This window comes from Enterococcus sp. OL5, assembly GCF_006491895.1.
Classification (GTDB): Bacteria; Bacillota; Bacilli; order Lactobacillales; family Enterococcaceae; genus Enterococcus_D; species Enterococcus_D innesii.
The window spans coordinates 164805-188802 of record NZ_VHIL01000005.1; the positions used below are offsets into that span (position 1 = coordinate 164805).

A 23998-nucleotide genomic window follows, 5' to 3' on the forward strand; every position below is an offset into this window, starting at 1 on the left:
CAACAAAGGAGAATGAATGACTGTGAGTTTTAAACGCTTTTTTCAGCTCTTTCTTTTTTATTTTCTCTCGATTCTGGTGGCCTATGGTCTGATTGCGTTTCTAGCAGTAGATAACTTTTGGCTGGTCGTCTGTTTGATGACGATTGTCGGCTATCTCACCCTGGGTATCCCACTAACCTTATTGAGTTTAAAGAAGAAAAAATAAGAAAACAAACAAAGACACCAGCAACTTTTCTAAGAAGCTGGTGTCTTTCCTCATTGATGCGATCATCCTAATATAATCTGGGCATCTGCCAATGCTTTTTCCACTACTTCCATCACCAGCTTGCTATGGGCAAGGCGTTCCTTGACAAAGGCCTGATCATTTTCGTGAATGGCTTGTGCAAAACAGGCAAATTCTTCAAACATACGATGTCCGTGAACGCTTTGATCCTGATGGCTTTTTGCCCCGTTGATCGGTTCAACGTCATAGCTGGCAAGCATATTCGTTGGCCCATTGACGATGATCGATCCTTTCGTCCCTTGGATCGTTGAGCGAATCGTCGCTGTCGAATCTTTGGCGCCAATACAAACGACTTTTGTTTGTTCATAGTCTAAAAACAGCATGCCAGAAGTATCGATCCCCTGTTCGACATTAGCAAAATAGCGGACACTTTTGGGTTTTCCTAAAAGCCCGACGACAAAATGAATATTATAGATATTGATATCCATCAATGCCCCACCACCCATTTTCGGGTCAAATGCAGGTAAAACGGTTCCCTCTTTGAATAAATCATAACGAGAAGAATATTGCGAATAGTTGCATTCAATCACTTTCAGCTCTCCCAATGTTTCAAGCTGCGCTTTGATTCCTTGATAGTTGGCTAAGTACTGATTCGTGATTGCTTCCATCAAAAGCACCTCATGGGCAGCTGCCAATTCTGTTAATTCTACTAATTCTCGTGTCTGCAACGTAAATGGCTTTTCACAAATGACGTGTTTGCCAGCGAGGATCGCTTCTTTGGCAAAAGAATAATGCAAATGATTGGGTAATGCGACATACACGGTGTCAACGGATGGATCCGCCAAACATGCCCCTAACTCTGTGTAGACGGTTTGAATCCCGTATTGCTGTTTTAAGTGATTCATTTTCTCTAAATCACTTTCTGTCCCAAAAATAGCGGACAGTTCAAGCTGCGGGACATCCCCCGCCACCGTCAAAAAATCATGGACAATCATGCCTGCGCCTAAAATCGCTAAGTTCATCTTGCTTCCCCTTTTCTATCTTCTTAGATCATTTGTTTCAATACCTCGGTGATCACTTTATGATCCTCGAAATGGGCCAAACCTGACACACAGATAGCACCAGTGACTTTTCTGTCTTCGATAATTGGAAAACCACCGCCACAAATTGCATAGTGTTCGTCTTCTGCCCATTTAGCGAATTGTGTATCTCTATCTTTTTGGGTATAGACATATAGTGAACTATGCCCGCTTTCTAGTACCGTTCGTTCTTTTCTTTCAAGCCAAGGGCTTTCTTTTCGCCCTGCCATTAAAAATCGAATGATCGTCAAGCCATGATGAATAACTTTGATCCCTACCGGCTTCGGATAGTTCCTTTTAACGTACTGATCAATGGCAATTACCAACCGCAATGCGAGGTCATTGTCAAAATGAGCAAACTGCAGCTGCTGTTCTTCTTGCAGGATTTCTGAAGGTTCGATTCGTATCTCCTCCTTTACGTTGAGTCAGTTGATGCCTTCAGGCGCTTTGTTTGTCAAAAGCCCCGTAATCACTCTGCCTTATGACTCAGTGATCACTTGATTGATGCCTGTTTCTAGCATTTCGATTTGCAAAATTGTTTCTTCGTCTTTTACGATTTTCTCTTTGCCATTGATGATCGTTTCATAGACGCCCTCATACACACGGCTATAATCACCAATTTCAGAGATGACTTTTTCTTCATGGTAGTCACCGTTAGCATCCATATAAGTTAGTGTGCCATAGTGCTCTGGCAAATCGATCCCAAAATCTGCATGATCTGGGAGATAAAACTGTTTTAGATGCTCTTCTTGTCGATCCTTCGTTTGTTTTACAAAAACGCCGTTTTCGCCATAAACGACAAAACTAGGCCGCTCTTTTAATCGGAAGTAACTAGATTTGACTGAGACTTTCATTCGACCATAAAACAGATCCAAATCGAAGTAATCGTTCATGCGATTTTTCCCAAGCAATTGCCGAACCTCATAATGGACATCGTCAGGTTGCCCAAAATAGGAGATCACTTGATCCAGTGTATGACAAGCGTGTCCGTATAAGTAGCTAGTATTCAGTGAAAATTCGGTCACTGACCGTGGAACCTCTGGACGAAAATAATCATAATGCATCTCTACTTCTAAGAGATCTCCGAGCACGCCACTTTCGATCACTTTTTGCGTGGTCAAAAAATCAGAATCAAAGCGGCGATTTTGATAGCATTGCACAAACAAGCCTTTCTCCTGCGCCAGTGCGAACAATTCCTTTGCTTGTGCCGAGGTTTCCGTAAAAGGTTTTTCGATCAAGACATTTTTCCCATGAAGCAAGACATCCTTGCCTAATTTATAATGCAAATGACTGGGGGTCGTGACCACAACTAATTGAATTTCAGGATCACGGTAAATATCCTCTAAGTCAGAGGTGTAATGAACGCCTTCCAGTGTTGGCCAGGTCAGCTTGCCGCTTGGTGAATAGATCGTCTTCACTTTGATTTTATCCTGTAGCTTGGTTGAAAAAGGCAGATGGTAGCGATTGGTGCTTTTCCCATTTCCGAGATATGCGATAGTTAACATTGTGACGCCTCCTATAAATTGATAGCTTGATTATTGATGAAATTCTTCAAAATGGGAAGTCTTTTGCCAAAAACAGGTGCTTTTGACCAGACTTTTTCACAAACTACTGAGTGGTTCTGAACATTTTTACCAAATTGCCAAAAAGGTACAGTTTTTGCTTTTGGTTTTCTTTGTCCTAGGCTATGATTAGAAAGAGGTGGTTTGATGTTATTAGGAGATAAATTACGGCTTCAAGAAGGATTGACCAATACGGAGAAACGGATTGCCGATTATATTTTGCAAAATATCAATGATGTGCCTTCGTTGACGATTGAAGTCATCGCCAAGCATACATACACATCCCACTCTTCCGTCATTCGTCTAGCCAAAAAGATGGGGTATGAAGGATTTAAAAGTTTTCGCTTAGGTCTGGCTGAAATTGCCCATAATCAGATGTTCAACCCAACCTTTGTTGACGCGAATTTCCCCTTTTCGCCCAAGGATCAAACACCTGATATTTTGAAAAAAATGGCCGATCTAACGATCAACTCGATCCACAAAACCCATGCTCAGGTCGCCCCGGAAACGATGGAAGCAGTGGTACAATCGTTGGAAGCTGCGCAGCGGATTTTCTTATTTGCTCGTGGTGATTCTCAGATCCGGGCAAGAAGTTTTCAAAATAAGTTGGTCAAGATCAATAAGTATCTGATCGTTGCTGATGAGTATGGAGATGATGCGTGGAATGCGTCGAACGTCACGAAAAAAGATTGTGCCGTGTTTATTACCTATCGTGGGAAAAATACGCAATACGAAAAAATCATGCAGCACTTTCGTGATGTCGGGGTACCAGTGATCGTGATCTCTGGCAACGCCCATGCAAAAATCATCCCATTAGCGACCCATGCGATCATCGCTTCTCATGATGAACGTGATTTCCTCAAAGTCGGTACCTTTTCTTCGCAGGTCGCCTTTGAGTATATTTTAGATTCACTGTTCGCATTGCTGTATGCCAAAGAATACCAAAAAAATATTGCTGAACTAAGAAAAAAACAAACTGTTTTGGAATCAGGGATTCTCTCAGAATACCCGTCAACTGAAGAAAAGAGGGAAATGAAATGATCAATTGGGGAATTATTGGTGCCGGAAATATCGCCAATCGCTTTGCTGCAAGCTTAGAAAATTTTCAAGATGCCCAACTTTATGGGGTTGCTTGTCGTACGATGGAAAAAGCGCAAGCGTTTCAAGCAAAATTTCCGTGTGATGCTGTCTTTGATGACTACCAAAACCTATTAGATGATCCAGCTATCGATGTCGTTTATATTGCTTTGCCGCATTTGTATCACTATGAATGGATCATCAAAGCCTTTCAAGCGAAAAAAGCTGTTTTATGTGAAAAACCAGCAACCTTGACTGCACAAGAAATGTGCGATGTACAAAAACAAGCCCAAGCACACGAAGTCTTCTTTATGGAAGCTATGAAACCGCGCTTCACTCCGGCATATCGCAAACTAAAAGAACTTGTGGATGGTGGTTATATCGGTGAGCTAACAAGTGTCACGACTACTTTCCGCCGCCATTTACCAGTCGAAGGCAGTACTTATCATTATCTGCCAAAGCAAGGAGGTGCTTTATTGGATATGGGGATCTATAACTTAGCCTTTATCCAAGATTTTTCACCAGAAAACTTAACTGCCGAATTGATCGATTACAGCCTGTATGAAACTGGGGTCGATACCTACGTTGAAGCACGCTTTGTCAGTGAAGACTTTGTTGCAGTGATTGAGACCGGATTTGACCAAACAAAAGAGACGGTGGCGGAATTACAAGGAACAAAAGGGAAAATCACGGTCCCAAACTTCCATCGCCCCGCTTCTTTTACCGTAACGATTGACCAAGAAGACACGATCTATGATATTGGGTACGAGATCGATGATTTCCATTCAGAGATTCAAGCAGTTCACACCGCACTTGCACAAGGACAACTCGAAAATCCCTTGATGTCCTTAACAGATAGTATTGCCTGTATCGCTTTAGCTGATGAACTAAGAAGCTTACTAGAGGCAGAAAAAAAAAGACAATTAAGATCATACCCCATCGTTTTTGAATAGAACTGACCAATGGCTACCATTCAGTCAGTTTTTATGTGTCAAAAATTGAGCGCTTTCTTTGACGGTTTCGAAATGGTTGTATTATATTTATTGAGTATATTTTTATACAAATAGAAAAAGAAAGGAAAACGCCCATGACACCAGAAATTATTACGTATCTTATTTGTTTATTAACCTTCGCTTATCTAGCTGTGACGATTTTTACTTTTGTAAAAAATCGCCGGACAGGTGACGGTTATCGCCTCCGAATTTTTTACGTGCTGGCAGCAGCCCTCGTCTTTTTGCTTTCCGTTTATGCAATCGCTACCGGTCAAACCTATGACGACTTGGTTACATCGATAAATGATCTTTTTCAATAAAACACCGTTGGCACGAAGCCCTGCGGATCTCTTCGCTTTTGAACCTCTGGTTGAGGGAAGGATCAAAACGGAAACGAGCCAATGAACGACTGCTATTCGATGGCTTTTCCATCAGGATCTGCTATGTCGAATCAATGTCTTTCAACAAATGATGTCTGATTTTTTATGGAGGTGTGCATGCTCATTCAGCTTAAAGAAGCGAAGCTTTCCGATTTACTTTCTATCTACTTGATACAAAAAGCGGCCTTCAAACCACTCTTTCTCCGTTATCAAGACAAAGAAACTTCTCCCTATTTACAAAGTTTCGAGAAGCTAAACGCAAAGTTTTCTGCGTCGAATACAACTTATTATTTAATCATGACCTCTCAGAAAATCGTGGGCTTCCTAAAACTGACGGTTGAGCAGGAACATACGACGAAGCTATCCTCCATCGCCCTTCTTCCCTCCTACGAGAACCGCGGGATCGGTAGACAAGCAATGACCTTGATTGAAAGGAACGTACAAACAGATACGATTCGTTTACATACGATCCTGCAAGAACCCAAGCTGGTTCACTTTTATCACTCGTTAGGGTATTCAGCAACAGGGAGGTTTCAAAGCCCCTCTTCAGCAATCTGCTTTGTCTCCTTTACGAAAAAAATTGCGGCGAAATAAAAAAACCATCTCGCCTTTCATCGGCAGAGATGGTTTTTTCTATCAATTGCCATCCTTTACAGCAATCATTTTAATTGGTCCTGCAAGGTGTCATCGGATTTTTTACGCAATCGCGGAATCTCTTTCACATTCATTAAATCTAAAAAGAAAGTGAACAATGGGATCCCGATGATCAAGCCCCACAAGCCAAAGAGATGTTCGCTAAGATACAGGAGAATAAACGTGTAAAACATCGGGATCTCTGTTTTATTGGCCATCAAGCGGGGATTTAAGATATAGGATTCCAACGCATGAACAAACACAATGATCAGTAAAATGTAGATCACATCATTAAATCCGCCGATAGAATAGGCAATAAACGTTAATGGAATACACGAGATGATCACACCAGCAACAGGAATCAAGCTGAGAAAGAAAATCATCAACGCCAAACTCAATAGTTGCGGAAAGCCCATCACCGCTAAGGCGAAGACAGTGATTGCTGTATTAACTAAGGCGATCACCAACTGCGTCTCAATCACATTTCCGAAAGCCCGCGTAAACTTAGCTCCTAAATAGTAAACATCTTCAAAGAACCACGCCCCTCGCCCTTGCAAAAACAGCTGAGAAAACGCAACGGTTTTTTTGTTATCGATCATAAAGAAGAAACTAAGCAGAAATGAGATCAGCACCGTCAATGCCAGTTCACCGAAATTATACAGATAATTGATCACGACTAAAACGCCGCTTTGTAATTTCTGAATATATTCACTGGTTTGCAATAAATTTAAGACATATTCGATCAATTCATTATTGGAGTCTGTCCGTTGGTAGAAATCAGCAACGGAATTGACTAATTGGACGGATTGTTTGATGATGATGGGAACATAATTTGTTGCTACTAAATAAAGAATGAACACAATCAAGCTGTAAGTCAGGATGCTCGTAAGCTTGATGGGCAGTCGGCTTTTTCGATGGAGCAAAAGAACCAGCCGATAAATCAAATACGTAAAGATAAAGGTCAGCAAAAGAATGGTCATCATACTGCGAAACAAAAAAAGAATGCCCGCAAGCATAAACAAGACCGTCCAGCGCCGCAACACAAGATTTTGAAGAAAAGCATTATAATATTTCATCTGTAACTCCTTTTTTTCGTTGCAATGAAGCAACGAAGCATTTCAGTAGTGCCTAAGAATTATCTAATCATTAAACTATGCAAATAGCAAGAGATTTTATTTTTCTTAAACGAGCAAAAAAATGAGACAAAAAATCCTTAGAAGAATCGTTGCCTTTCTTCTAAGGAAAAGAGTTATTGATAAACGGTCTCCCTTCTTTTATGGGTAAAATCGAATTGATGGAGAATAAAAAGAAGCTGGCAGCCAACAGATCCGCACTGCCTCCGGGAGATACATTTTCTGACTGACAGAAGGCTGCTAGTGCCTGAAATGCTGGGTTCGGCAACGCTTGTTGATTGGCGTTTTGTGCGAGTTGCTGAACCAGAGCCAGTACTTCCTGATTACTGCGGTATAAAATGCACGTATCGTCCAGCGTAGCGATGATCGCCAACAGCATGTGGAGCCTTTTTTCAGTCTCATTGGTACAATCCCGAGAAAAATAATCCGCTAAAGCGAAAGAACTAGCAATCACGTTCTTTCCTAAAATTAATTGGGGTTATGAAGATGAGGCATCTTTTGTTCTGCATTCACTAACGGACTTTCCCTTATCGCGGATGATTTATTTAGCTTCAAGCTTTATTAAAGGTCATTCCATGACGAAATTAATTGCAAAAACGTTGATTGAATTTTATCTTGGCTAAATAAAAATAAGCTTCCACTCGCGTATTGGTTATGCAAGTGGAAGCTTATTTTCTCCTACGTATTTACCAAGGTTGGGAGGTTGGCCCGACGGTAAATTCATTCACATTGACATCATCTGGCTGGTTGATTGCAAAAGCCACGATATTGGCTACTCGATCGGGTGATATTCCATGTTCTTTGTATAATGCGTTCATACCTTTGGCTGCTGTTTCATCTGTGATCGTGTCTAATAATTCAGTATTGATCGCTGCTGGATAGATGGTGGCAGTTCGAATGTTTGTTCCTTCTTGTGCCGACTCCATCCGCAGAACTTCCATTAGATTACGCACAGCCCATTTTGTAGCCCCATAAACTGCTGCGTTCGGATATGCTTTTAATCCGGCTACGGAAGAGGTTGCGATCACCTGTCCAGATTTTTGGGAAATAAAATCTGGCAGAACAGCAGCTAGACCATGCAATACCCCTTTGATATTGATATCGATCATTTGATCCCACTCCTCTGTTTTTAAAGCAGACAAAGGAGAACTAGGCATAATGCCCGCATTTAAGAAAATCACATCGATTTTCCCATAGATCTCTTTTGCATAGTCGATCAGCGCTTGATTATCCGCTGGTTTGGTCACATCGGTTTCCTTATAGACAGCCTCTCCATTTTTCTCACGTATTGTTGTAACAATCTCCGCTAGTTTCTCTTTCCGCCGAGCAGCTAAAACCAATTTGGCACCTTTTTCTGCTAAAAGTAACGCTGTTGCTTCACCAATTCCGCTTGATGCACCCGTAATGATCACGACTTTTCCTTTGATTCGATTCATCCCTTTTTCCTCCTTTATGCGTCAGGCAACTGATCATATTCTTCATCACTGACTGCTTCTAACCATTCTGAAGCACCAGCAGTAATCGCTACATGGGCAAACCAACTATTTTTCGCTGCACCATGCCAATGTTTGACCCCTTCCTTGATGACTACGACATCACCAACAGTAAGTTTTTGCGGTTTCTTCCCTGCTTCTTGGTACCAGCCTTCTCCTGAAGTCACCAACAACAATTGATACCCACCATCGATATGCCGATGCCAATTGTTGCGGCAACCTGGTTCAAAGGTCACATTGCCAACGTTGACTGGAATCGCTGGATCAGCTACTAAAGGATTCAAGTAACTCTGACCGCTAAAATATTGTGCATAGGCGTCATTTGTGTTGCCCAGTGAAAAGATTCCTGCTTCTTTTACTGCATCGAGTTCTGACATTTATTTTTCCTCCAATTCAGCTAGCTTTTCTTGATAAACCGTTTTGGCGATGTTAAAAGCAGACCAAGCTTTAGGCCAGCCAACATAGAAAGCCAGATGAGTGATTACTTCTGCAATTTCCTCTACAGTGATCCCGTTCTCCTTGCCAATCGTTAAATGGGCGGGCAACTGTTCAAAATTGCCACCGGAAATCAAGGCAGATATCGTCAATAAACTTCTCGTATGAGGAGCCAATTCTGCCTCACGTGACCAAACTTCACCAAATAATACATCATCATTCAGTTGCGCAAATTTCGGCGCAAATTTGCTTAAGTTATCTCTTCCTGCTGTTTGTTTCTTTACCATATCGATCGACTCCTTCATCTATTTTAATAAAATGCTGATTTAACCAATTTCGAATAGCTATATCTGCTTTAGCTACTCTTGAACCACGAACAGCTAATCCAGGATAAACAGTTGCTTCAGGACAAGTCTTTTTAAAGTCTTCTAGACTGTTGCCAAATCCTGAGCCTTCATGAGTACAAAACGGAAAAATACTCTTCCCTTCCAATCGATGATCTTTTAAAAAACTCGCTAGGATCATCGGGTATGTGCCCCACCAATTTGGAAAACCGATAAACAAAACCCGTTCTTTAAAAAACGCTGCCGATACCTCTTGATAGAGGGGGAAATCATTAGCCGCTTTTTCTTTTTTTGCTAGCTCGACCATTGCTTGGTAGCTTTGAGGGTAAGGATAAGCCGGTTCAAGAGAATAAAGCGGACATTGTAATTTATCTGCTATTTTCTCTGCTAGAACCCGGGTATTTCCCACTATCAGCTTTTTTCGCTGCCCTTCAATAAGATTCTCTCCTGCTCGTGAATACACAAGTATTGCCGGCATTTTGTCACCTCCTTGGTTTCTCTTCTTGGTATATTTAATAGTAAGGCAAAGCGGAGCCTTTGAATAATGCTTTCTATAAAAAGTCCCTATGCTTATGAAGCATAGGGAGAGGTGGAAGAAAAAAGAAACGGATTACTCCACTTCTTTTGGCTTTTAGGATGCAATTATTCAAAAGCTTCATCACGAAAGCGGGCAATGAACGCCGTCACAACAGGCGACATCACACGATTTCTTTTCCACACCAGGACACAGCTGGTTTCGATTTGAGGGACTAAAGGCAAAAATTTGATCGTTTCATCCCTCCGTTCTCCGACTGCTCCGCTGATGGTCAACGCCGATCCAACATGGTTTTCTACTAAGGAAAAGACATTGAAAATCAAGTTATATGTTCCAACGATCGGTAATTCTTCTATTGGTATTTTTGACCATTGGCTGAACATTTGCTGCACTTCCGGACGCCTTGACACTAGCAATGGCACCCCTTTGATATCTTCTGGTGTGATTTCCTCTTTATGGGCGAGAAAAGAATCAGCCGATGTCAGTATGCCCCAAGTCTCTTTTCTTGGTAGAACGATTTTTTCGTATTTCTCGATCTCGATGGGTTCGATCAAAATCGCCAAATCCAATAAACCTTTTTCCAAACGCTCGTTGATATCATCTCCTGTACCGCTGTGAATATGAAAGCGGACATCTGGATAGTCACTGATAAATTCTTCCAACATCAAAGAAAGCGTGTCGGAATTATCTGCTTCGACACAGCCAATTGTGAAATGACCACTAAACAACTGTTTCTTACGATCTTCAAACTCTTGCATGGTTTGATCCGTTAGACTCAATATCTCCTCGGCACGACTTTTTAAAAAACGACCGGCTTCCGTTAAGAGCATTGTACGATTATCACGAATGAAAAGAGCCGTTCCTAATTCATCTTCTAATTCTTTTAATTGGCGGCTCAATGTCGGTTGGGTGATGTGGAGCACTTCTGCGGCTTGTGAGATCGTTCCCTCCTCTGCAATCGTGAAGAAATATTTTAATAAACGAAATTCCACTAAATCGCCTCCTCTTTTTTGCAACATTTTAACTCTTAGCAATGAAAAGAATCATCCTTCTTTTTGGTCTATTCATTTCTAATAATAACAAAGAATCGCTATTCCAGCGAATCATACTAATAAAAAAGAATAAAACTGCAGAATTTTAAGAGGATCGTTTTATGGATTGACATGAAAAATTGTTCGCACAAACGAACAGGTTTATCAGCTATATACTTTTGCGACATTTGGTATAGTTTATATGAGTATCTTGGTATGATTCTTCTTACAATGACTTGAAGGAATACTATTTTCTCGTTCTCATAGGATTCATGAGTCAAACGCACCGGTTTACCATAATACCATTATGTTTCTTTTGGTTTTAAAACATAATGGACTATTAGCCGATCAAGAAATATCTATTAAACCGTAATGTTCCTAGTACCCAAGTTCATCGAGCCAATTCAACAGATTGGGTTCAGCGTCTTCAACACTTCCCGCTCTTGCTGCAAAGCCTTCAAGAAAGTCATACGCTGGATACAACGTTTGAAGTTCATTTTGACTATTGGTCAGTCCACTTCCCCCATGGGTTGCAAAAGGAATAATTTGTTTATCCGTAAGATCATAGGCTTCAAGAAATGTTAACACGGCTCTTGGGGCACGGTTCCACCAAACGGAAAAGCCGATAAAGAGAACATCCACTTCAGTCATTTGGGCAACGTCAGTCATCAATGTTGGTCGGGCATCTTCTTCCACCTCTCTAGTGGCAAAAGCTGTATGTTCATCGTAAACGTTAGGGTAACCTACTTCTGTTTGAATCGAAAATAACTCACCTCCTGTCTGTTCAGCGATCATCTCTGCTATGACTTGGACATCTCCTATTAAAGTGTTATCGATCACATTAAAACTACTTCCAGAAACTGCTTCGACTGCTGGTTCATACTCTAAATTTTCTGGTCTTGTGAAGTAGGCGATCAAAATATCGGCCTCCCCATCAATCCCTGCTTCTCTCATTTGTTGCGTAACGGTGTCACTAGTACTTGTTTCCGTTGTACCAATGTCTGGCTCGTCATTCATTGAATCACTGCTGCATCCTGCTAGAAAAATCATTGTCAGAAAAAGTCCTTTTGTCCATTTGTTCATTGAATTGCTCCTTTCTTTTCCCATCAAAAATGGTAGTTCCAGTATAAATCTTGAAGCGGACTTTAAGGCAAGGCAAAAAAAGATTTTTAGGGTTTCCTTTCCCTTTCTCTCACAGAATCAGCACATTATAAGAAGCCTTAAAACATTAAGCGTAGCTTTACGGCTCTCCCCTGTCTTATCTTTCATTTTTCCTCGTGATCTATATTTTTACAAGGTAATACCTAATGAAAACAGTACTTTGTTTGAAATGTTAGAAGTAGTTAAAGGATCAGAAAGCGTTTCGTGTCAGAAAATGACCATATATTCATAGAAGTTCGAAAGTCACTGCTTCACCTTCTGCAGAATTTTTCCCAATAAACAAAGTAAACAATCCAGGTTCGACGCCAAAAGTCAGATCTTTTTGATAGTAAAAAAGATCTTCTTTAGTTATCGTGAACAAAACGGTTATTTCTTCGTATGGAGACAACGGAATTTTTTTATATTTTTTTAATTCTTTCACTGGCCTAACTACCGATCCAACGTGATCTCTGATATAAAGCTGGACTGTCTCCAATCTGCAGTAAGCAGAATTGTTGCGGATTGTAATTTCAGCTTCCAACGTTTCATTCATGGTTGAATCACTCAATTTTAACGAATGGTATGATGCTTCCCCAAAACTCAACCCATAACCAAATGGAAAGAGCGGCTCGTTTGAGCAATCCAGATACTTCGAAACGAAACGTCCTGTATGTGTCTTGCTGTTCAATGGTCTTCCAGTATTGAAGTGATTGTAGTAAAGTGGCAGCTGCCCTACATCTTCTGGGAAGCTCATACTTAAACGACCAGAAGGATTGACCTTCCCAAAAAGTATGTCAACAATTGCTTGTGCTCCTTCTGTACCAGGAAACCATGCCTGTAATATTGCATCCATTTGTTTTGTTTCTTCTTTTAACACCAGTGGGCGACCACTGAAATTGATCAAGATATTTTTTTTACCAAGAGCGGTCATTTTTTTAATAAAAGCTCTTTGAACAGCTGGTAAATGAATGTCCGTTCGACTGCCAGCTTCCCCACTTTGCAAACTGTGTTCCCCCATAGCAAAAAGAATCACATCGGCCTCGGCTCCCGCTTTCAGTGCTTGTTCCAACCAAAGCTCTTGCTCTGCAGCTGATATGGAGGAGCCGCTGGCAGTAAAGCCAAAGTCTCCGAGTATAGAATCGTCTTCTAAAAGCGGGCAACCTGGTTCGCAATGAACATACTTTTCCGTAACTGCATTTTGGAGCGCCGTTTTTAATGTTGTGACATCCTCTGTTTTTCCGTGTACTGCCCATAAACCAATCATTGCTTGGTTGTCACCATAGGGACCAACGAGTAATATTTTCTCTTTTTTTGGAGTAAGAGGAAGTACCTCTTGCTTATTCTGCAATAAAACAATCGCTTCGGAGGCAACTTTTCGTGCAAGTTTCCGGTTCTCTTCGGATAAGAGTATTTGAGCTTCTACTTCTTCTGAACTGCCACGGAAAGGATCTTCAAACAGCCCTAAATCCTCTTTAAGTTTCAAGACACGATACACAGCGTCATCGATCAACCGCTGATCAATCGCACCGCTTTCCAGCAGCGGACGAAGCTCTTTCGCATAACAGCGGGTTTTCATATCGATGTCATTTGTTGCTTCGATCGCTAATTTGGTCGCTTCTCGATTATCCGCAGCAATCCCATGAGGAATCAATTCTTGAACAGCTGCATAATCCGAAATAACGACTCCGTCAAACTGCCATTCTTCTCTTAGAATTTGTTTGATCAGAAATTGATTAGCAGCAGCGGGAATACCATCATACGTGTTAAAAGAAGTCATGACTAGTTTGCATCCAGCCTCGACAGCCGCTTTATAGCCGCTTAAGTAGTCTTGACGCAGTTTGCGTTCACTCATATCAACTGTATTATAATCGCGTCCGCCTTCTGCTGCTCCATAAGCAGCAAAATGTTTAACACAGGCAGCGATTCCGAGCAGTGTTCCCCCTTTTTCTTGCTGAATGCCTTCAACCATTGCTTTCGCAAAATCAGCATTTAGCAGCGGATCCTCTCCTGTCGACTCCAAGCATCGCCCCCATCGAGCATCGCGTACTAAGTCGACCATTGGTGCATATGTTACGTGTGCGCCAGCCGCTCTTGCTTCTTGTGCTGCGGCTTGATAGGCGCTTTGAATCAATGCTGGATTCCATGTTGCTCCCAATCCTAGAGGAATCGGGAAGACTGTTCGGTATCCATAAATGATATCTGCCATGAACAATAGTGGGATTTTGTGTCGGCTTTTTCTTAAGTAGTCTGTTTGAATCTTTCTAGTTACTTGGGCACCTGTGACGTTCAATACCGAACCGACAACATCGATGGTTTGTTGTTCGATGCCAAGTTTTTGCTGAGGACCCAAAGACAAATCGCTTCCGTGAAAGAATTCTCCAGATAACTGCACCAATTGGCCGATTTTTTCGTCTAAGGTCAGTTGGTTGACTAGTTGTGCCAGTGTTTGATTTTTCATATTATTACTCCTCGCATAGTTTTTTCTATTGATATCTTAGTTCTGGTGTGATGAAGCGAGTCTTTCCTGTAGCTGCTTCTGCAAAGACTCCTAACTGGACACCGGTAAATTTTGAGTCAGAACATTCGTTTGTAAAATGACGTACAGCGATTTGATCTTTAAACACTACAGTACTCGTTTCATCTATAATCAGCAGATTGTAGCTATTGCTGTCTCCAGATAATTTCAGGGTCAGTCTCTTTCTATCTTTTAAATTATTGGATCGATGCAGATGTAAATCGAAGATGATTTTGCTGGAAAAAAGCTCTGTTTGGTGTTTTGTTTTTCGCAATCCGAATTGGCAAAAATGCAGGTCATCCTTATAGATTGCTATGCCAAAAGTTCCCTCCTGACATTCGTCGACCATCAATGTCGTTTTAAAGCAGCAGGCAGTATCAGCTTGACTTAAGGACAAAAAGGCAATGGGCTCGTCCTTAGAAGTTCCTAAACGGGTCGGTAAGTTATCAATGACCAAATCAGTATCATACGTATAATCAATTGGCAAACGTACACTCTGCAACTTCTTGCAGAGAAAAGGTAGCAGTTCATTCCGCTGCTTAACGCTCTTTGAAAAACGATCTGTTTCAACTTCAACCGATGCGTTCCCTGTCTGGTTGACAACTGGCCAACCGTCAATCCACTCTACAGGTAATAGAATCGTTTCACGACCAAGCAGGGTAAAATGACGTTTGGGCCTAGTCGCAAGAGCTGTCAGCCACCAAAAACCTTCTTTATCTTGAAAGAAATCTGCATGCCCCACGGCTTGAAGCGGCGACTTGATATCTCTATTCGAGAGGATAGGATTCGTACTTGCTCCTTCATATGGCCCATTGATTGATTTACTTCTTTGAATCGTTACCATATGTCCTTCTCTTGTGCCACCTTCCGCCAATATAAGATAGTACCATTCGTCTTTCTTGAAAAGATGTGGTGCTTCCGCGTCGCGTCCACCGCACCCTTGGCTGATTTCTATTGGATCTGTCAACATTTTCCCGCTGTAAGGATCGATTTCAAATTGTAGAATGCTGTTTTTCCCATTCATTGATGCAGCGAGTTGGAAGAAAAATCTGCCTTCAATAAATGAAAGCGAGGGATCGATCCCAAAAGGACAATTGATCCAGATTGGATCAGACCAGCCATGGTCAATGTTTTTCGTATGGCAGATGAAATTCCCTTGAGTGACATTTGTACATACCAGAAAATATGTTTCCTCAAAGAAGTGGATCGTTGGGGCAAAAAGTCCCATCGAGTTGCTGATTTCTTTCAGATTGATATGATCTGGACAATCAATCGCATACTGTTTAAATTGCCAATTGAGTAGATCCTGGCTTTTAAAAATCGGCAGACAAGGAAAATATTCGAAACTTGAACAGACTAAATAGTAGGATTTTCCATCGAAACAAATACTCGGATCAGGATGAAATCCTTTGATAACCGGATTGGTATACTTCATTGTGCTCCTCTTTTCTCTTTGTATTGCCACATAGAAAAAAGAAAGCGACACTAGCCGCTTTCTTTTTCGGGTTTACACTTGCTCCTTCAATGCGGCTTGTTCCAATTGATAGGTTTCTTTATCCAGCTTTCGAAACCACGGATACCATAGTATCGGGGACAAAATCAGTTGAATGAACAACTGTAAGATGATAATCGACAGTTTCCCTTGAACAGCAGCATGGAAACCAATTGGTAAACCGAAAATGGCAGTTACCCCTGTAAAACGAGCAACAAGTCCAAAGCGTGTCAATGCATAAGCCAAAATTAAAGCGATGCTGTTATTGGTAATGAATGGTACAGCTAATTTAAAGTTTAATACCAATGGTGTTCCAAAAATCAATGGTTCAGTGATTCCAAAAAGGGCTGGAACAATGGCGACTTTCCCCGTTTCTCGATACTGCTTGCTTTTCGCTCGCAGCATTAATAATGCTAATCCTAAGCCCATGCCGCTCCAAGTTATGATCATAAAGAATGCATAGCCAGTGATATTTGGCGGTGTTTGGCCTGCCGCAACAGCGTTTAAGTTCTCAACGTCCATTGCCATCCACAGGGCTTGAACGATCGGCATAACGACATTTGTTCCGTGAATACCAAAAAACCACAAAATCTGCTGAATCAGTGAGATCAGAATGACTGCACTGATTGATCCTCCGATCCCTTGAAGCGGTTCTTGTATGATGCTGTAAACAAACTGATGCATGTTGCCAAAGCTGGTTGCTTCAAAGATTGAATTTAGTACAATGAAGAGCACACTGATAAGAACCGTAGGTAAAATTGATTCAAACACTTTTGTTACCATAGGAGGTACACCTGCTGGCATTTTGATTGTCCAACCTTTGTCTTTCAGCCAAATATATACCCTTCCACTTACCAAACCAACGATCATTGCAGAAAATACTCCTTGTGCACTTAGCCAAGTAGCTGGAATTGCGCTGACTTCATCCGTCGTTGTACCTAGAGGGGTAATGATAAAGAAACTAAGCAATGCGATAATAGCAGCAGAAATACCATCTTCTGTCGGACGTAGATTTTTCGCTAAATGATAAGCCATTAATACCACGACATAAACAGCCATTGAGCCAATAGTTATTTGATTTAGTTTGCTAAAAACATTTGCGAAACCAGCTAAAAATGAAAGTGCTGGAAGACTATTAGGTAATACTAGAAGTAAAACAGCGATCGAGCCAATCAAAATAGGACCTAGTGTCCCCATCATCGCACCGGAGATCGATTTTAAATAAGCATTGTTGCCTAATTTGTCAAAAAAAGGACTTAATTTATCGAAATAACCTGTGATTTTTTCTTTCATAATATTTCCTTCCAATCATTTATTGTTGATTTGATAGCGCCTTCAATTTCAACTTGTTATCAATATAACAGACTCTTTAGCGAAAGCGAATATCAATTCCTGACTTGTTTTTGACAAAAACACATATTTGACTACTTGATTCTTGATTGTTAAAATCGATAAAAAAGGAGCGCAACGATGGACCATTTATCCCTAGACAGGCTGATCCGTAAGGTTTCTAATCATGAAAAGGCGTATCGAAACGGAAATTTGAAACCTGATTATTCCGACTATAAAAAAGTAGTTGTCAATGGTCAAGAAGTTCTTTGCATGGAACTGACAGATTCACAGATGATTACGCAAGAACAGCCTTTTTTTATAAAACGGCATTCTCGTTTTCAAAATTATCCGATTCACTGCCATGATTGGATCGAGTTTAATTATATGTATGCTGGAAAATGTCAGCAGATCATTAACAATGAGCCACATTTTCTGTATGAAGGGCAAATTTTGCTGATGGATGCAAACACTGTTCACAAGATTGAACCGCTTGGCGAAAATGATATCCTCATTAATTTGATTATTCCCAAGTACTATTTAACTGCAAATTTCTTCAACCGTTTTTCCTCGGACAGCGTTTTGACTTCATTCTTTATTGAAGCCATCACTCATGGAATGAAACATGATCGATTTATTCATTTTGCTTCAGAAACAAGGACACGTCTACAGTTCTTTTTTAAAGAGTTGTTATGCGAATGGTTCGATCGTTCAACAGCATATACCGACATTTGTGAAGGTTTGTTGAGTTTGATCATTTCGGATCTTGTGAATATCTATCAAGACTCTTATACGGATCATTCTGATCGATATCGAAAGAGCCCGATTGTTCCAATTTTGAAATACATTGAGAAAAATTATGCAAATGTGACTTTGACAGAATTATCGGAACAATTCAACCTTAATCCCAATTATCTGTCCAATCTTTTAAAAAAACACACCGGCTATTCTTACAAAAAACTTGTAATCAATCAACGTATCTTGGCAGCTGATCGTTTTTTACTTTCAACCGACATGGATATCGTTGATATTTCGCAACAAGTCGGATTTGAGAATATTAATTTCTTTTACCAAAAATTTAAAGAAACATATGGCATTACTCCTGGTACAAGAAGAAAGCTTCATTTTTGAATAAATCATAAAGTTGATTTACCACTAAGGCTCTCCAATCTTTTTTTAATTATCTTTCCATATAAAATTCCTAAGGCTTATTGAAAGAGTTTGAAAGAAAGTTGTGAACAATAATTTATTAACGACTTTTCCATGTATCTTTCGGTTTTTCTCAAATATTTGGCGAAAAAGTCAACGCATTTATGGTAAAAAACGTTAGAAAAGCAAAAATAAAATAGAAGCGCGTAAGACGGATTTTAATAGGATCATTATATGATAAACTAATCCTAAATAGGATAGGAGTGATTGAATGAACGTTTTCTTTAGACCACCAAAAGAAGATGATATTGATCAAATCATGCAGATAGAAAATGCAGGATTTACAGCGGATGAAGCAGCATCTAGACCAGTGATGATGGATCGAATACATACAATTAGTGACAGTTTTATTGTGGCAGTAAATGAAAAGGATTGTCCGATCGGCTACGTTGTAGGGCCCATTATTTCTAAACGTTATCTCTCTGACGATCTCTTTGAAAGTATTTGTCCTAATCAACTTTTTGGTGGCTACCAAAGTATTCTTAGCTTGGCTGTCGCTCCTGATTATAAAAACTGCCAGATTGGTAGTAAGCTACTGTCAGCCCTTGAACAACAATGTCGTCTTCAAAATAGAAAAGGAATCACATTAACTTGTTTAGAATCATTGATTCCATATTACGAAAAGCACGGCTATCAACTAGAAGGACTGTCAGAATCACAACATGCAGGTGTTGCTTGGTATAACATGGTGCTAGAGTTGGACGATACGCCTAATGAATTCTAATAAAATTTGTATACTAGATAAAACACCCTTCAAAAGCTAGGATAAATCTCTTGCTTTTGAAAGGTGTTTCATCTCAAATTAATATTTTTTAAGTTCTTCACTTAAACTTACTCTGATTTTTCTTGCTAACTTTTCATCCGTCAACGCTTTTTTTGTATTTGAAAGCAACATAACTCTTGATTCAGTGGAGTCCATAATGTATTTTCTCTCCCACTGATCTTGATCTGGACCATCGCCAATGATGCGAATGTAAGACAACAGACTTTTGATCATCTCTTTTGTCAATGTTAGGTTGGTATAGCCATCATTTTCATAAAAATCATACCATGTATCACTAGGATTTTCCTTCAATATTTGAATTAGTTGGTGGATTTCTTCTAACGCATCGAAAACTTTTACAAATACAATGACCATTTCTTCCTGATCAATCATCTGATAAGCGTCTAACAAATGGAGCAGTGTTTTTAACGTTTTGCATTGAACGGCTACTGAGAGGTAAATATCATTAAAAAAGCGAGCATTTTGTGCATGTTTATCCTGAAGGGATAATGTAATCTGCTGGCATCTCAGCAATAGATTCTCCCAGGCTATTATCTTTTCTCCTACCATAGAGAAAATTTCTGTGACTTGCTCCTTGATTTTCCGATCACCCGTCAACCATTCTAACCTCGGAATTTTTGTTTCTTGCTTGAGCCAGGATTGAATAATTTTTCGAATCAAATACCAGGCAAACTCATCACCAGCGGTTTGATCCTCATGTGTTCCATAGCGGATAACCGCTTCAAAGTAATCTTCATAGACAGCTTGGATCTCTTCTTGCTGATTTTGATAGTATTGTGTTACATGCTCTGAAATTATCTCTTGATTGGTTCGTAACTGATAATCTGCTCGCCAGAAATTCGCTATTTCTTGTAAGAACAAAATATGCGGTTTTATGTTGCCTGTATTAACTAAGACAAACTTATCCATCTTGACTTCTCTAACCGCCATTAACTCTCTAGAAACAAATTCTGGGCTATTAGGCAAGATCGTCAAGAAATTAGATGCTTGTAAATCATGAAAGGCAACGTGATAATAGATTCCTCTTGAATGATTTGGTTTTGGTGTGTTTGTTAACACCTCATCTCGTGGATCGTGATTCCCTTGTCTACGAGAAACCATTTTACCATAACCATTATCCGCCCAAATCTCAATCACATCATCTGGAAGCTCAAGTAAGCCAAGATTAAATAATTCCGTTATCTCACCATAAATGTTCATTGAACATACTGCATGAGGATCGACTTCTTTAACCATATGATATTGCAGATGGACGATTTCGTTGATCACTGCTGCTTTTTCCGCTGCTGACCACTGTCGATCAAGATCTTCTGCCCAAAAAGGACAATCCCCTTGTCCGCGAAAACCAAGTGTGTAGATAACCTTGGTACCTTTTTGCTCGTGTAAGGCTTTTTTCCATAATTCCTGAAACAACTCAAAATGTTCCTCGTATGAAGCCTTCAAACCAGGATACCTTCTAGCAAACATCTCAGCGCCTAGTGGCTCGGCATGATGATGTGTATAGATCAACCCCATCGCTTGTGCACTTTGTCGATATCTATGACTGTTCTTATCTGTTCCCGGGATGATAACATTTCCACCTAAACGTAACAAAGTTTCATAAATACGTTCCCAGACATATTCATTTGAACCATTATCTTCCCATTGATCCAGCAGCAACTCATCATTGACGAACCAGCCCCGATAGTCCGTTGTAAAATCAGGTAATTTTAAGTCAAAATCTGTCCATTCAATAAATGGCTTTTTTATTGGGGGAATATCCATGAAATACCAAAAGGGTTGAACATCTAAAACTTTATGAGAGATTTCAAGAATCCCATACATTAATCCTAACGGTGTTTCAGCACACACTTTTACTTTATCTGGCGATATTAAAAGTATTTGATACGCATCCGTTTTATTTTTTTCATCAAGTAAAACCAATTCAATTGCATTTGTCTTCCTCGTATCTGTCACAACGGTTAATATGTCACGTTGCAAGATCTCGCAAGCATGTCCAATCACTTCATTTTCCAACTGTTTTGACGTGACAGAAGTATTTTTCGAAATGAAAAATGTTGTTTCCATGTAATCACCCGTTTCATCTATATAGTTTATTATTTTATCTTCAATAAAGAACTTTCTACTATGTTGTAATAGACAATCGAATTGCTTATCAGCCATAAACCTCTCGTCACTATTTTCTGCAAAGATGTTTTTCAGATGGTCTAAACGTTTTGTTAACTGTTTACTATGATACCGCTCATAAATTTAGAATAAGCGAAAAGCTTGTCTAAAAAAATAGAGAAAGTCGATGAAAAAAACGAAAAAACAGACTTTCTTTGTTTTTGGATTTTCCCCGTCCCCCTTTAACTAATGTTTTATCTTGTCGTTGTAGAACATGATCTTTCATGCCTATTCACCTTGGCGTGGTTAATCATATATACAGCAAACAAGCCCACACTCATAAGAGCATGGGCTTAGTGAGATCATTGTCAAATCTAAATCTTCAATTGAAATCAAGCTTTTATCATTTCAGATTTCAATTACTGAATAATGGTGACAATTTCTTATTTTTGTTCAATTACATATACTTCTCAACTTCATCAATTTCTTTTTGTAGTGCTTTTTCATCGTACTTTTCATACTTACCGGCTTCGTGTGCGATCTTTTTGATTTCATGAATCGCTTTTTTCTCAACGATCCATTTCTTCATACTATGTTTTTTTGCGTCTGCATCTAGTGTGTCTAATTCAGCTAAATTCTCATCTAACTTATCAAGAACCTCTGCAATCTTTACCAATGCTTTTGCTTCCTTTTCTTCATAGTTTGTCATAGATATCACTCCTTAAGTATTTGATATATTTATCTTACTGCTGTAATTAAATGTTTTCAAATTAAATGTACTGTTTATCACAAAGTTTTATCTTATTCTCACTGAAGAAATAGAAAACATTAGATTCTTGCAATATTCTATTCATTTTACATTTATTTTTATCCTTAAAGATTTATCATAAGAGAAGTATCGATTATATAAAAAAAATGATTTAGTGAATTGATAAACATTCGGTGTATCTTTTATGATAAAGTCATTTAGCTTTTTTACTTTCTTATGGTTGCAGCAAAATTTTCCCGATACTTTTTCCAGATTCTAAATAATCATGGGCAGCTTTTCCGTCAGCTAATGAAAAAATGGTTGGTTGACTGATTTTAATTTGATTCTTGCTAAAGTAAATAAACAGTCGGGTGCTTCTTCTCTCCCGCTCTTGAAAACTTGTTAAGTAATCCCAGAGATCCCCTGTCAAAATACTTTTTGATTTTGATAACAAGGGAATAAAGTCGATTGCTGGCGGATTTCCGCCGGCCATACCAAAAAAGATAACCTTCCCTCTATTTTTGAGCAAGTCGACACTTTCGGCTAATGTATGTCCAATGCCATCATAAACAGTATCAAAGAAAGAAGTATAGGTTTCTTGCCATTCTGTATTTCTTAAAAAGACTTGTTTTGCTCCTTGGTGTAAAGCCAGTTGTCGCTTTTCTTCCGAAGAAGTGACGCCGAAGACTTCTAGGCCATCTGCGGTTAATAGTTGCGATAAAATTTGTCCGACGCCACCACTTATCCCATGGACGAAGACCTTACTATTATTCACATTGTTGCCAAGATCATGAGCTAAAAAATCAGCTGTCAACCCTTGCAGGCCAATACTGGCTGCTAATTCAGGTGGTATACCAGATGGAATACGGATGGCATTTTCCTCAGGAACAGCCACCAATTCTGCATTAGCAAAAGGAACATCCACAAAAAGAATCGTTTCCCCTAGCTGAAACTTAGAGACTGATCTTCCTTTTTGAATAATCCTCCCTACACCTTCATAGCCATTAATAAGAGGGTCTCGGGATTCAATATGATAGCTGCCCTTTCTTCGATAAATATCTGCATAATTCAAACCAATATACATCATTTCTATTAATAGCTCATTTTCTTGAATGACGGGATCAGACAAATCCCCATATGTTAAAACAGTTGAATCACCGAATTCATTAAAATACAACGCCTTCATGCGCAAATCCTCTCCTATCTTCAGTCTATCGAAAGCCACGCATCAATCGATTGAAACCATCTACTAAACAACCAGTGAATGTTCCTTCGGTCATTTTAGATTTTTCTTTTTATTCAAAAAAAGCACCTTCTCTTGAAGGTACTTTCATTCTATTCCTCTTGCTGACATCCGTCAAAACAGATTATTTCTTCGGTTCATCCTCATCCGTTTTCGATTCGGACAACTGGTCTCGTAAGACCAGTATGTCATTCAAAAATTGACTGAAACGACTCGTGGCAGTAACGTGATGGCAATAAATCGAGCATTTAAGCGCTCTATTGAAGACCATTGAGCAGTTGCGCCCACAGATGACTCAGACACCTTCACAATTGCCTGATTATCTTGTGGTTATATTGTTGAAAGTTGTAGGAACTTCTTTGGTACCACAGCTCATGGCAGAAATTGGTGAAATTTGTAAAATTTTGTAAGAAACTCTTTAACTGCTTTTACCAGTGTTGATCTAGGAGTCAATAACCCGCACCTACACTTAAAAAAAGTTTGCGAAATCACTAACGAGTATCGGCTCATTTGCA

Annotated in this window: 24 protein-coding genes; 7 read left to right on the top strand and 17 right to left on the bottom strand. The window is 39.7% G+C overall.

Translation table 11 applies throughout. The annotated features are described in order from the left end of the window. The first annotated feature begins 16 nt into the window (after nt 1-16). On the top strand, nt 17-205 hold the full coding sequence (locus tag FJU10_RS08260) for a hypothetical protein (protein WP_005226063.1): 189 nt from the start codon (nt 17-19) through the stop codon (nt 203-205). A 62-nt stretch (nt 206-267) separates the two neighbouring features. Here FJU10_RS08260 and FJU10_RS08265 read toward each other — a convergent pair whose 3' ends face one another. The 3 genes from FJU10_RS08265 to FJU10_RS08275 form a co-directional block, all read right to left on the bottom strand. Further along, nucleotides 268-1245, bottom strand: a complete 978-nt coding sequence (locus tag FJU10_RS08265; protein ID WP_140965633.1) for a Gfo/Idh/MocA family protein — start codon at nt 1243-1245, stop codon at nt 268-270. 23 nt (nt 1246-1268) lie between these two features. Then, nucleotides 1269-1709 (bottom strand): heme-binding protein, encoded by a 441-nt coding sequence (locus FJU10_RS08270; RefSeq protein WP_317615666.1) that lies wholly within the window; start codon nt 1707-1709, stop codon nt 1269-1271. Between the two features lie 72 nt (nt 1710-1781). Then, the gene (locus tag FJU10_RS08275) at nt 1782-2807 is read right to left on the bottom strand and encodes a Gfo/Idh/MocA family oxidoreductase (RefSeq protein ID WP_077453333.1); all 1026 of its coding nucleotides are present in this window, start codon (nt 2805-2807) and stop codon (nt 1782-1784) included. 204 nt (nt 2808-3011) lie between these two features. Here FJU10_RS08275 and FJU10_RS08280 point away from each other — a divergent pair, with 204 nt between their 5' ends. The 4 genes from FJU10_RS08280 to FJU10_RS08295 all read left to right on the top strand — a co-directional run bounded on the left by FJU10_RS08280 (nt 3012) and on the right by FJU10_RS08295 (nt 5907). Beyond that, the gene (locus FJU10_RS08280) at nt 3012-3905 is read left to right on the top strand and encodes a MurR/RpiR family transcriptional regulator (RefSeq protein WP_081119468.1); all 894 of its coding nucleotides are present in this window, start codon (nt 3012-3014) and stop codon (nt 3903-3905) included. Further along, a complete protein-coding gene (locus tag FJU10_RS08285; protein WP_140965634.1) occupies nt 3902-4894 on the top strand; it encodes a Gfo/Idh/MocA family protein in 993 nt (330 codons plus the stop codon). The genes FJU10_RS08280 and FJU10_RS08285 overlap by 4 nt, the downstream gene beginning before the upstream one ends. Before the next feature lie 134 nt (nt 4895-5028). After that, nucleotides 5029-5253 (top strand): hypothetical protein, encoded by a 225-nt coding sequence (locus tag FJU10_RS08290; RefSeq protein WP_005235901.1) that lies wholly within the window; start codon nt 5029-5031, stop codon nt 5251-5253. Nucleotides 5254-5430: 177 nt separating this feature from the next. Then, nucleotides 5431-5907, top strand: coding sequence for a GNAT family N-acetyltransferase (locus FJU10_RS08295; RefSeq protein WP_140965635.1), 477 nt, complete (start codon nt 5431-5433; stop codon nt 5905-5907). Nucleotides 5908-5972: 65 nt separating this feature from the next. Here the strand turns inward: FJU10_RS08295 and FJU10_RS08300 are convergent, their stop codons facing one another. The 11 genes from FJU10_RS08300 to FJU10_RS08355 all read right to left on the bottom strand — a co-directional run bounded on the left by FJU10_RS08300 (nt 5973) and on the right by FJU10_RS08355 (nt 17357). Continuing rightward, a complete protein-coding gene (locus tag FJU10_RS08300) occupies nt 5973-7022 on the bottom strand; it encodes an AI-2E family transporter (protein ID WP_140965636.1) in 1050 nt (349 codons plus the stop codon). A gap of 160 nt (nt 7023-7182) precedes the next feature. Next, nucleotides 7183-7533 (bottom strand): triphosphoribosyl-dephospho-CoA synthase, encoded by a 351-nt coding sequence (locus tag FJU10_RS08305; protein ID WP_223273005.1) that lies wholly within the window; start codon nt 7531-7533, stop codon nt 7183-7185. A gap of 232 nt (nt 7534-7765) precedes the next feature. After that, nucleotides 7766-8515 (bottom strand): SDR family oxidoreductase, encoded by a 750-nt coding sequence (locus tag FJU10_RS08315; protein ID WP_140965637.1) that lies wholly within the window; start codon nt 8513-8515, stop codon nt 7766-7768. A 14-nt stretch (nt 8516-8529) separates the two neighbouring features. Beyond that, nucleotides 8530-8949 (bottom strand): cupin domain-containing protein, encoded by a 420-nt coding sequence (locus FJU10_RS08320; protein WP_096742727.1) that lies wholly within the window; start codon nt 8947-8949, stop codon nt 8530-8532. After that, the gene (locus tag FJU10_RS08325) at nt 8950-9294 is read right to left on the bottom strand and encodes a carboxymuconolactone decarboxylase family protein (RefSeq protein WP_140965638.1); all 345 of its coding nucleotides are present in this window, start codon (nt 9292-9294) and stop codon (nt 8950-8952) included. Continuing rightward, nucleotides 9263-9829, bottom strand: a complete 567-nt coding sequence (locus FJU10_RS08330; protein ID WP_077453315.1) for a flavodoxin — start codon at nt 9827-9829, stop codon at nt 9263-9265. The genes FJU10_RS08325 and FJU10_RS08330 overlap by 32 nt, the downstream gene beginning before the upstream one ends. Nucleotides 9830-9993: 164 nt before the next feature. Then, nucleotides 9994-10878, bottom strand: a complete 885-nt coding sequence (locus tag FJU10_RS08335; RefSeq protein ID WP_189372273.1) for a LysR family transcriptional regulator — start codon at nt 10876-10878, stop codon at nt 9994-9996. Nucleotides 10879-11295: 417 nt separating this feature from the next. Continuing rightward, on the bottom strand, nt 11296-12000 hold the full coding sequence (locus FJU10_RS08340; RefSeq protein WP_189372276.1) for a flavodoxin: 705 nt from the start codon (nt 11998-12000) through the stop codon (nt 11296-11298). A gap of 304 nt (nt 12001-12304) precedes the next feature. After that, on the bottom strand, nt 12305-14548 hold the full coding sequence (bglX, locus tag FJU10_RS08345; RefSeq protein ID WP_262984556.1) for a beta-glucosidase BglX: 2244 nt from the start codon (nt 14546-14548) through the stop codon (nt 12305-12307). Beyond that, the gene (locus FJU10_RS08350; protein ID WP_140965642.1) at nt 14541-16007 is read right to left on the bottom strand and encodes a glycoside hydrolase family 43 protein; all 1467 of its coding nucleotides are present in this window, start codon (nt 16005-16007) and stop codon (nt 14541-14543) included. The genes bglX and FJU10_RS08350 overlap by 8 nt, the downstream gene beginning before the upstream one ends. Nucleotides 16008-16079: 72 nt before the next feature. Continuing rightward, nucleotides 16080-17357 (bottom strand): PTS sugar transporter subunit IIC, encoded by a 1278-nt coding sequence (locus FJU10_RS08355; RefSeq protein ID WP_140965643.1) that lies wholly within the window; start codon nt 17355-17357, stop codon nt 16080-16082. Between the two features lie 177 nt (nt 17358-17534). Between FJU10_RS08355 and FJU10_RS08360 the strand changes: the two genes are divergently transcribed. Then, nucleotides 17535-18524 carry an AraC family transcriptional regulator gene (locus FJU10_RS08360; RefSeq protein WP_140965644.1) on the top strand — a complete coding sequence of 330 codons (990 nt, stop codon included), beginning with the start codon at nt 17535-17537 and terminating at the stop codon, nt 18522-18524. Nucleotides 18525-18813: 289 nt separating this feature from the next. Beyond that, complete coding sequence (locus FJU10_RS08365; protein ID WP_140965645.1) at nt 18814-19326, top strand: GNAT family N-acetyltransferase; 513 nt, start codon at nt 18814-18816, stop codon at nt 19324-19326. A 78-nt stretch (nt 19327-19404) separates the two neighbouring features. Here the strand turns inward: FJU10_RS08365 and FJU10_RS08370 are convergent, their stop codons facing one another. The 3 genes from FJU10_RS08370 to FJU10_RS08380 all read right to left on the bottom strand — a co-directional run bounded on the left by FJU10_RS08370 (nt 19405) and on the right by FJU10_RS08380 (nt 23426). Then, complete coding sequence (locus FJU10_RS08370) at nt 19405-21549, bottom strand: glycosyl hydrolase 115 family protein (RefSeq protein ID WP_223273006.1); 2145 nt, start codon at nt 21547-21549, stop codon at nt 19405-19407. A 400-nt stretch (nt 21550-21949) separates the two neighbouring features. Beyond that, complete coding sequence (locus FJU10_RS08375; protein ID WP_015509648.1) at nt 21950-22201, bottom strand: hypothetical protein; 252 nt, start codon at nt 22199-22201, stop codon at nt 21950-21952. 274 nt (nt 22202-22475) lie between these two features. Continuing rightward, nucleotides 22476-23426: a zinc-binding dehydrogenase gene (locus tag FJU10_RS08380; protein WP_140965646.1), complete on the bottom strand. Its 951-nt coding sequence runs from the start codon at nt 23424-23426 to the stop codon at nt 22476-22478. Nucleotides 23427-23998 lie beyond the last annotated feature (572 nt).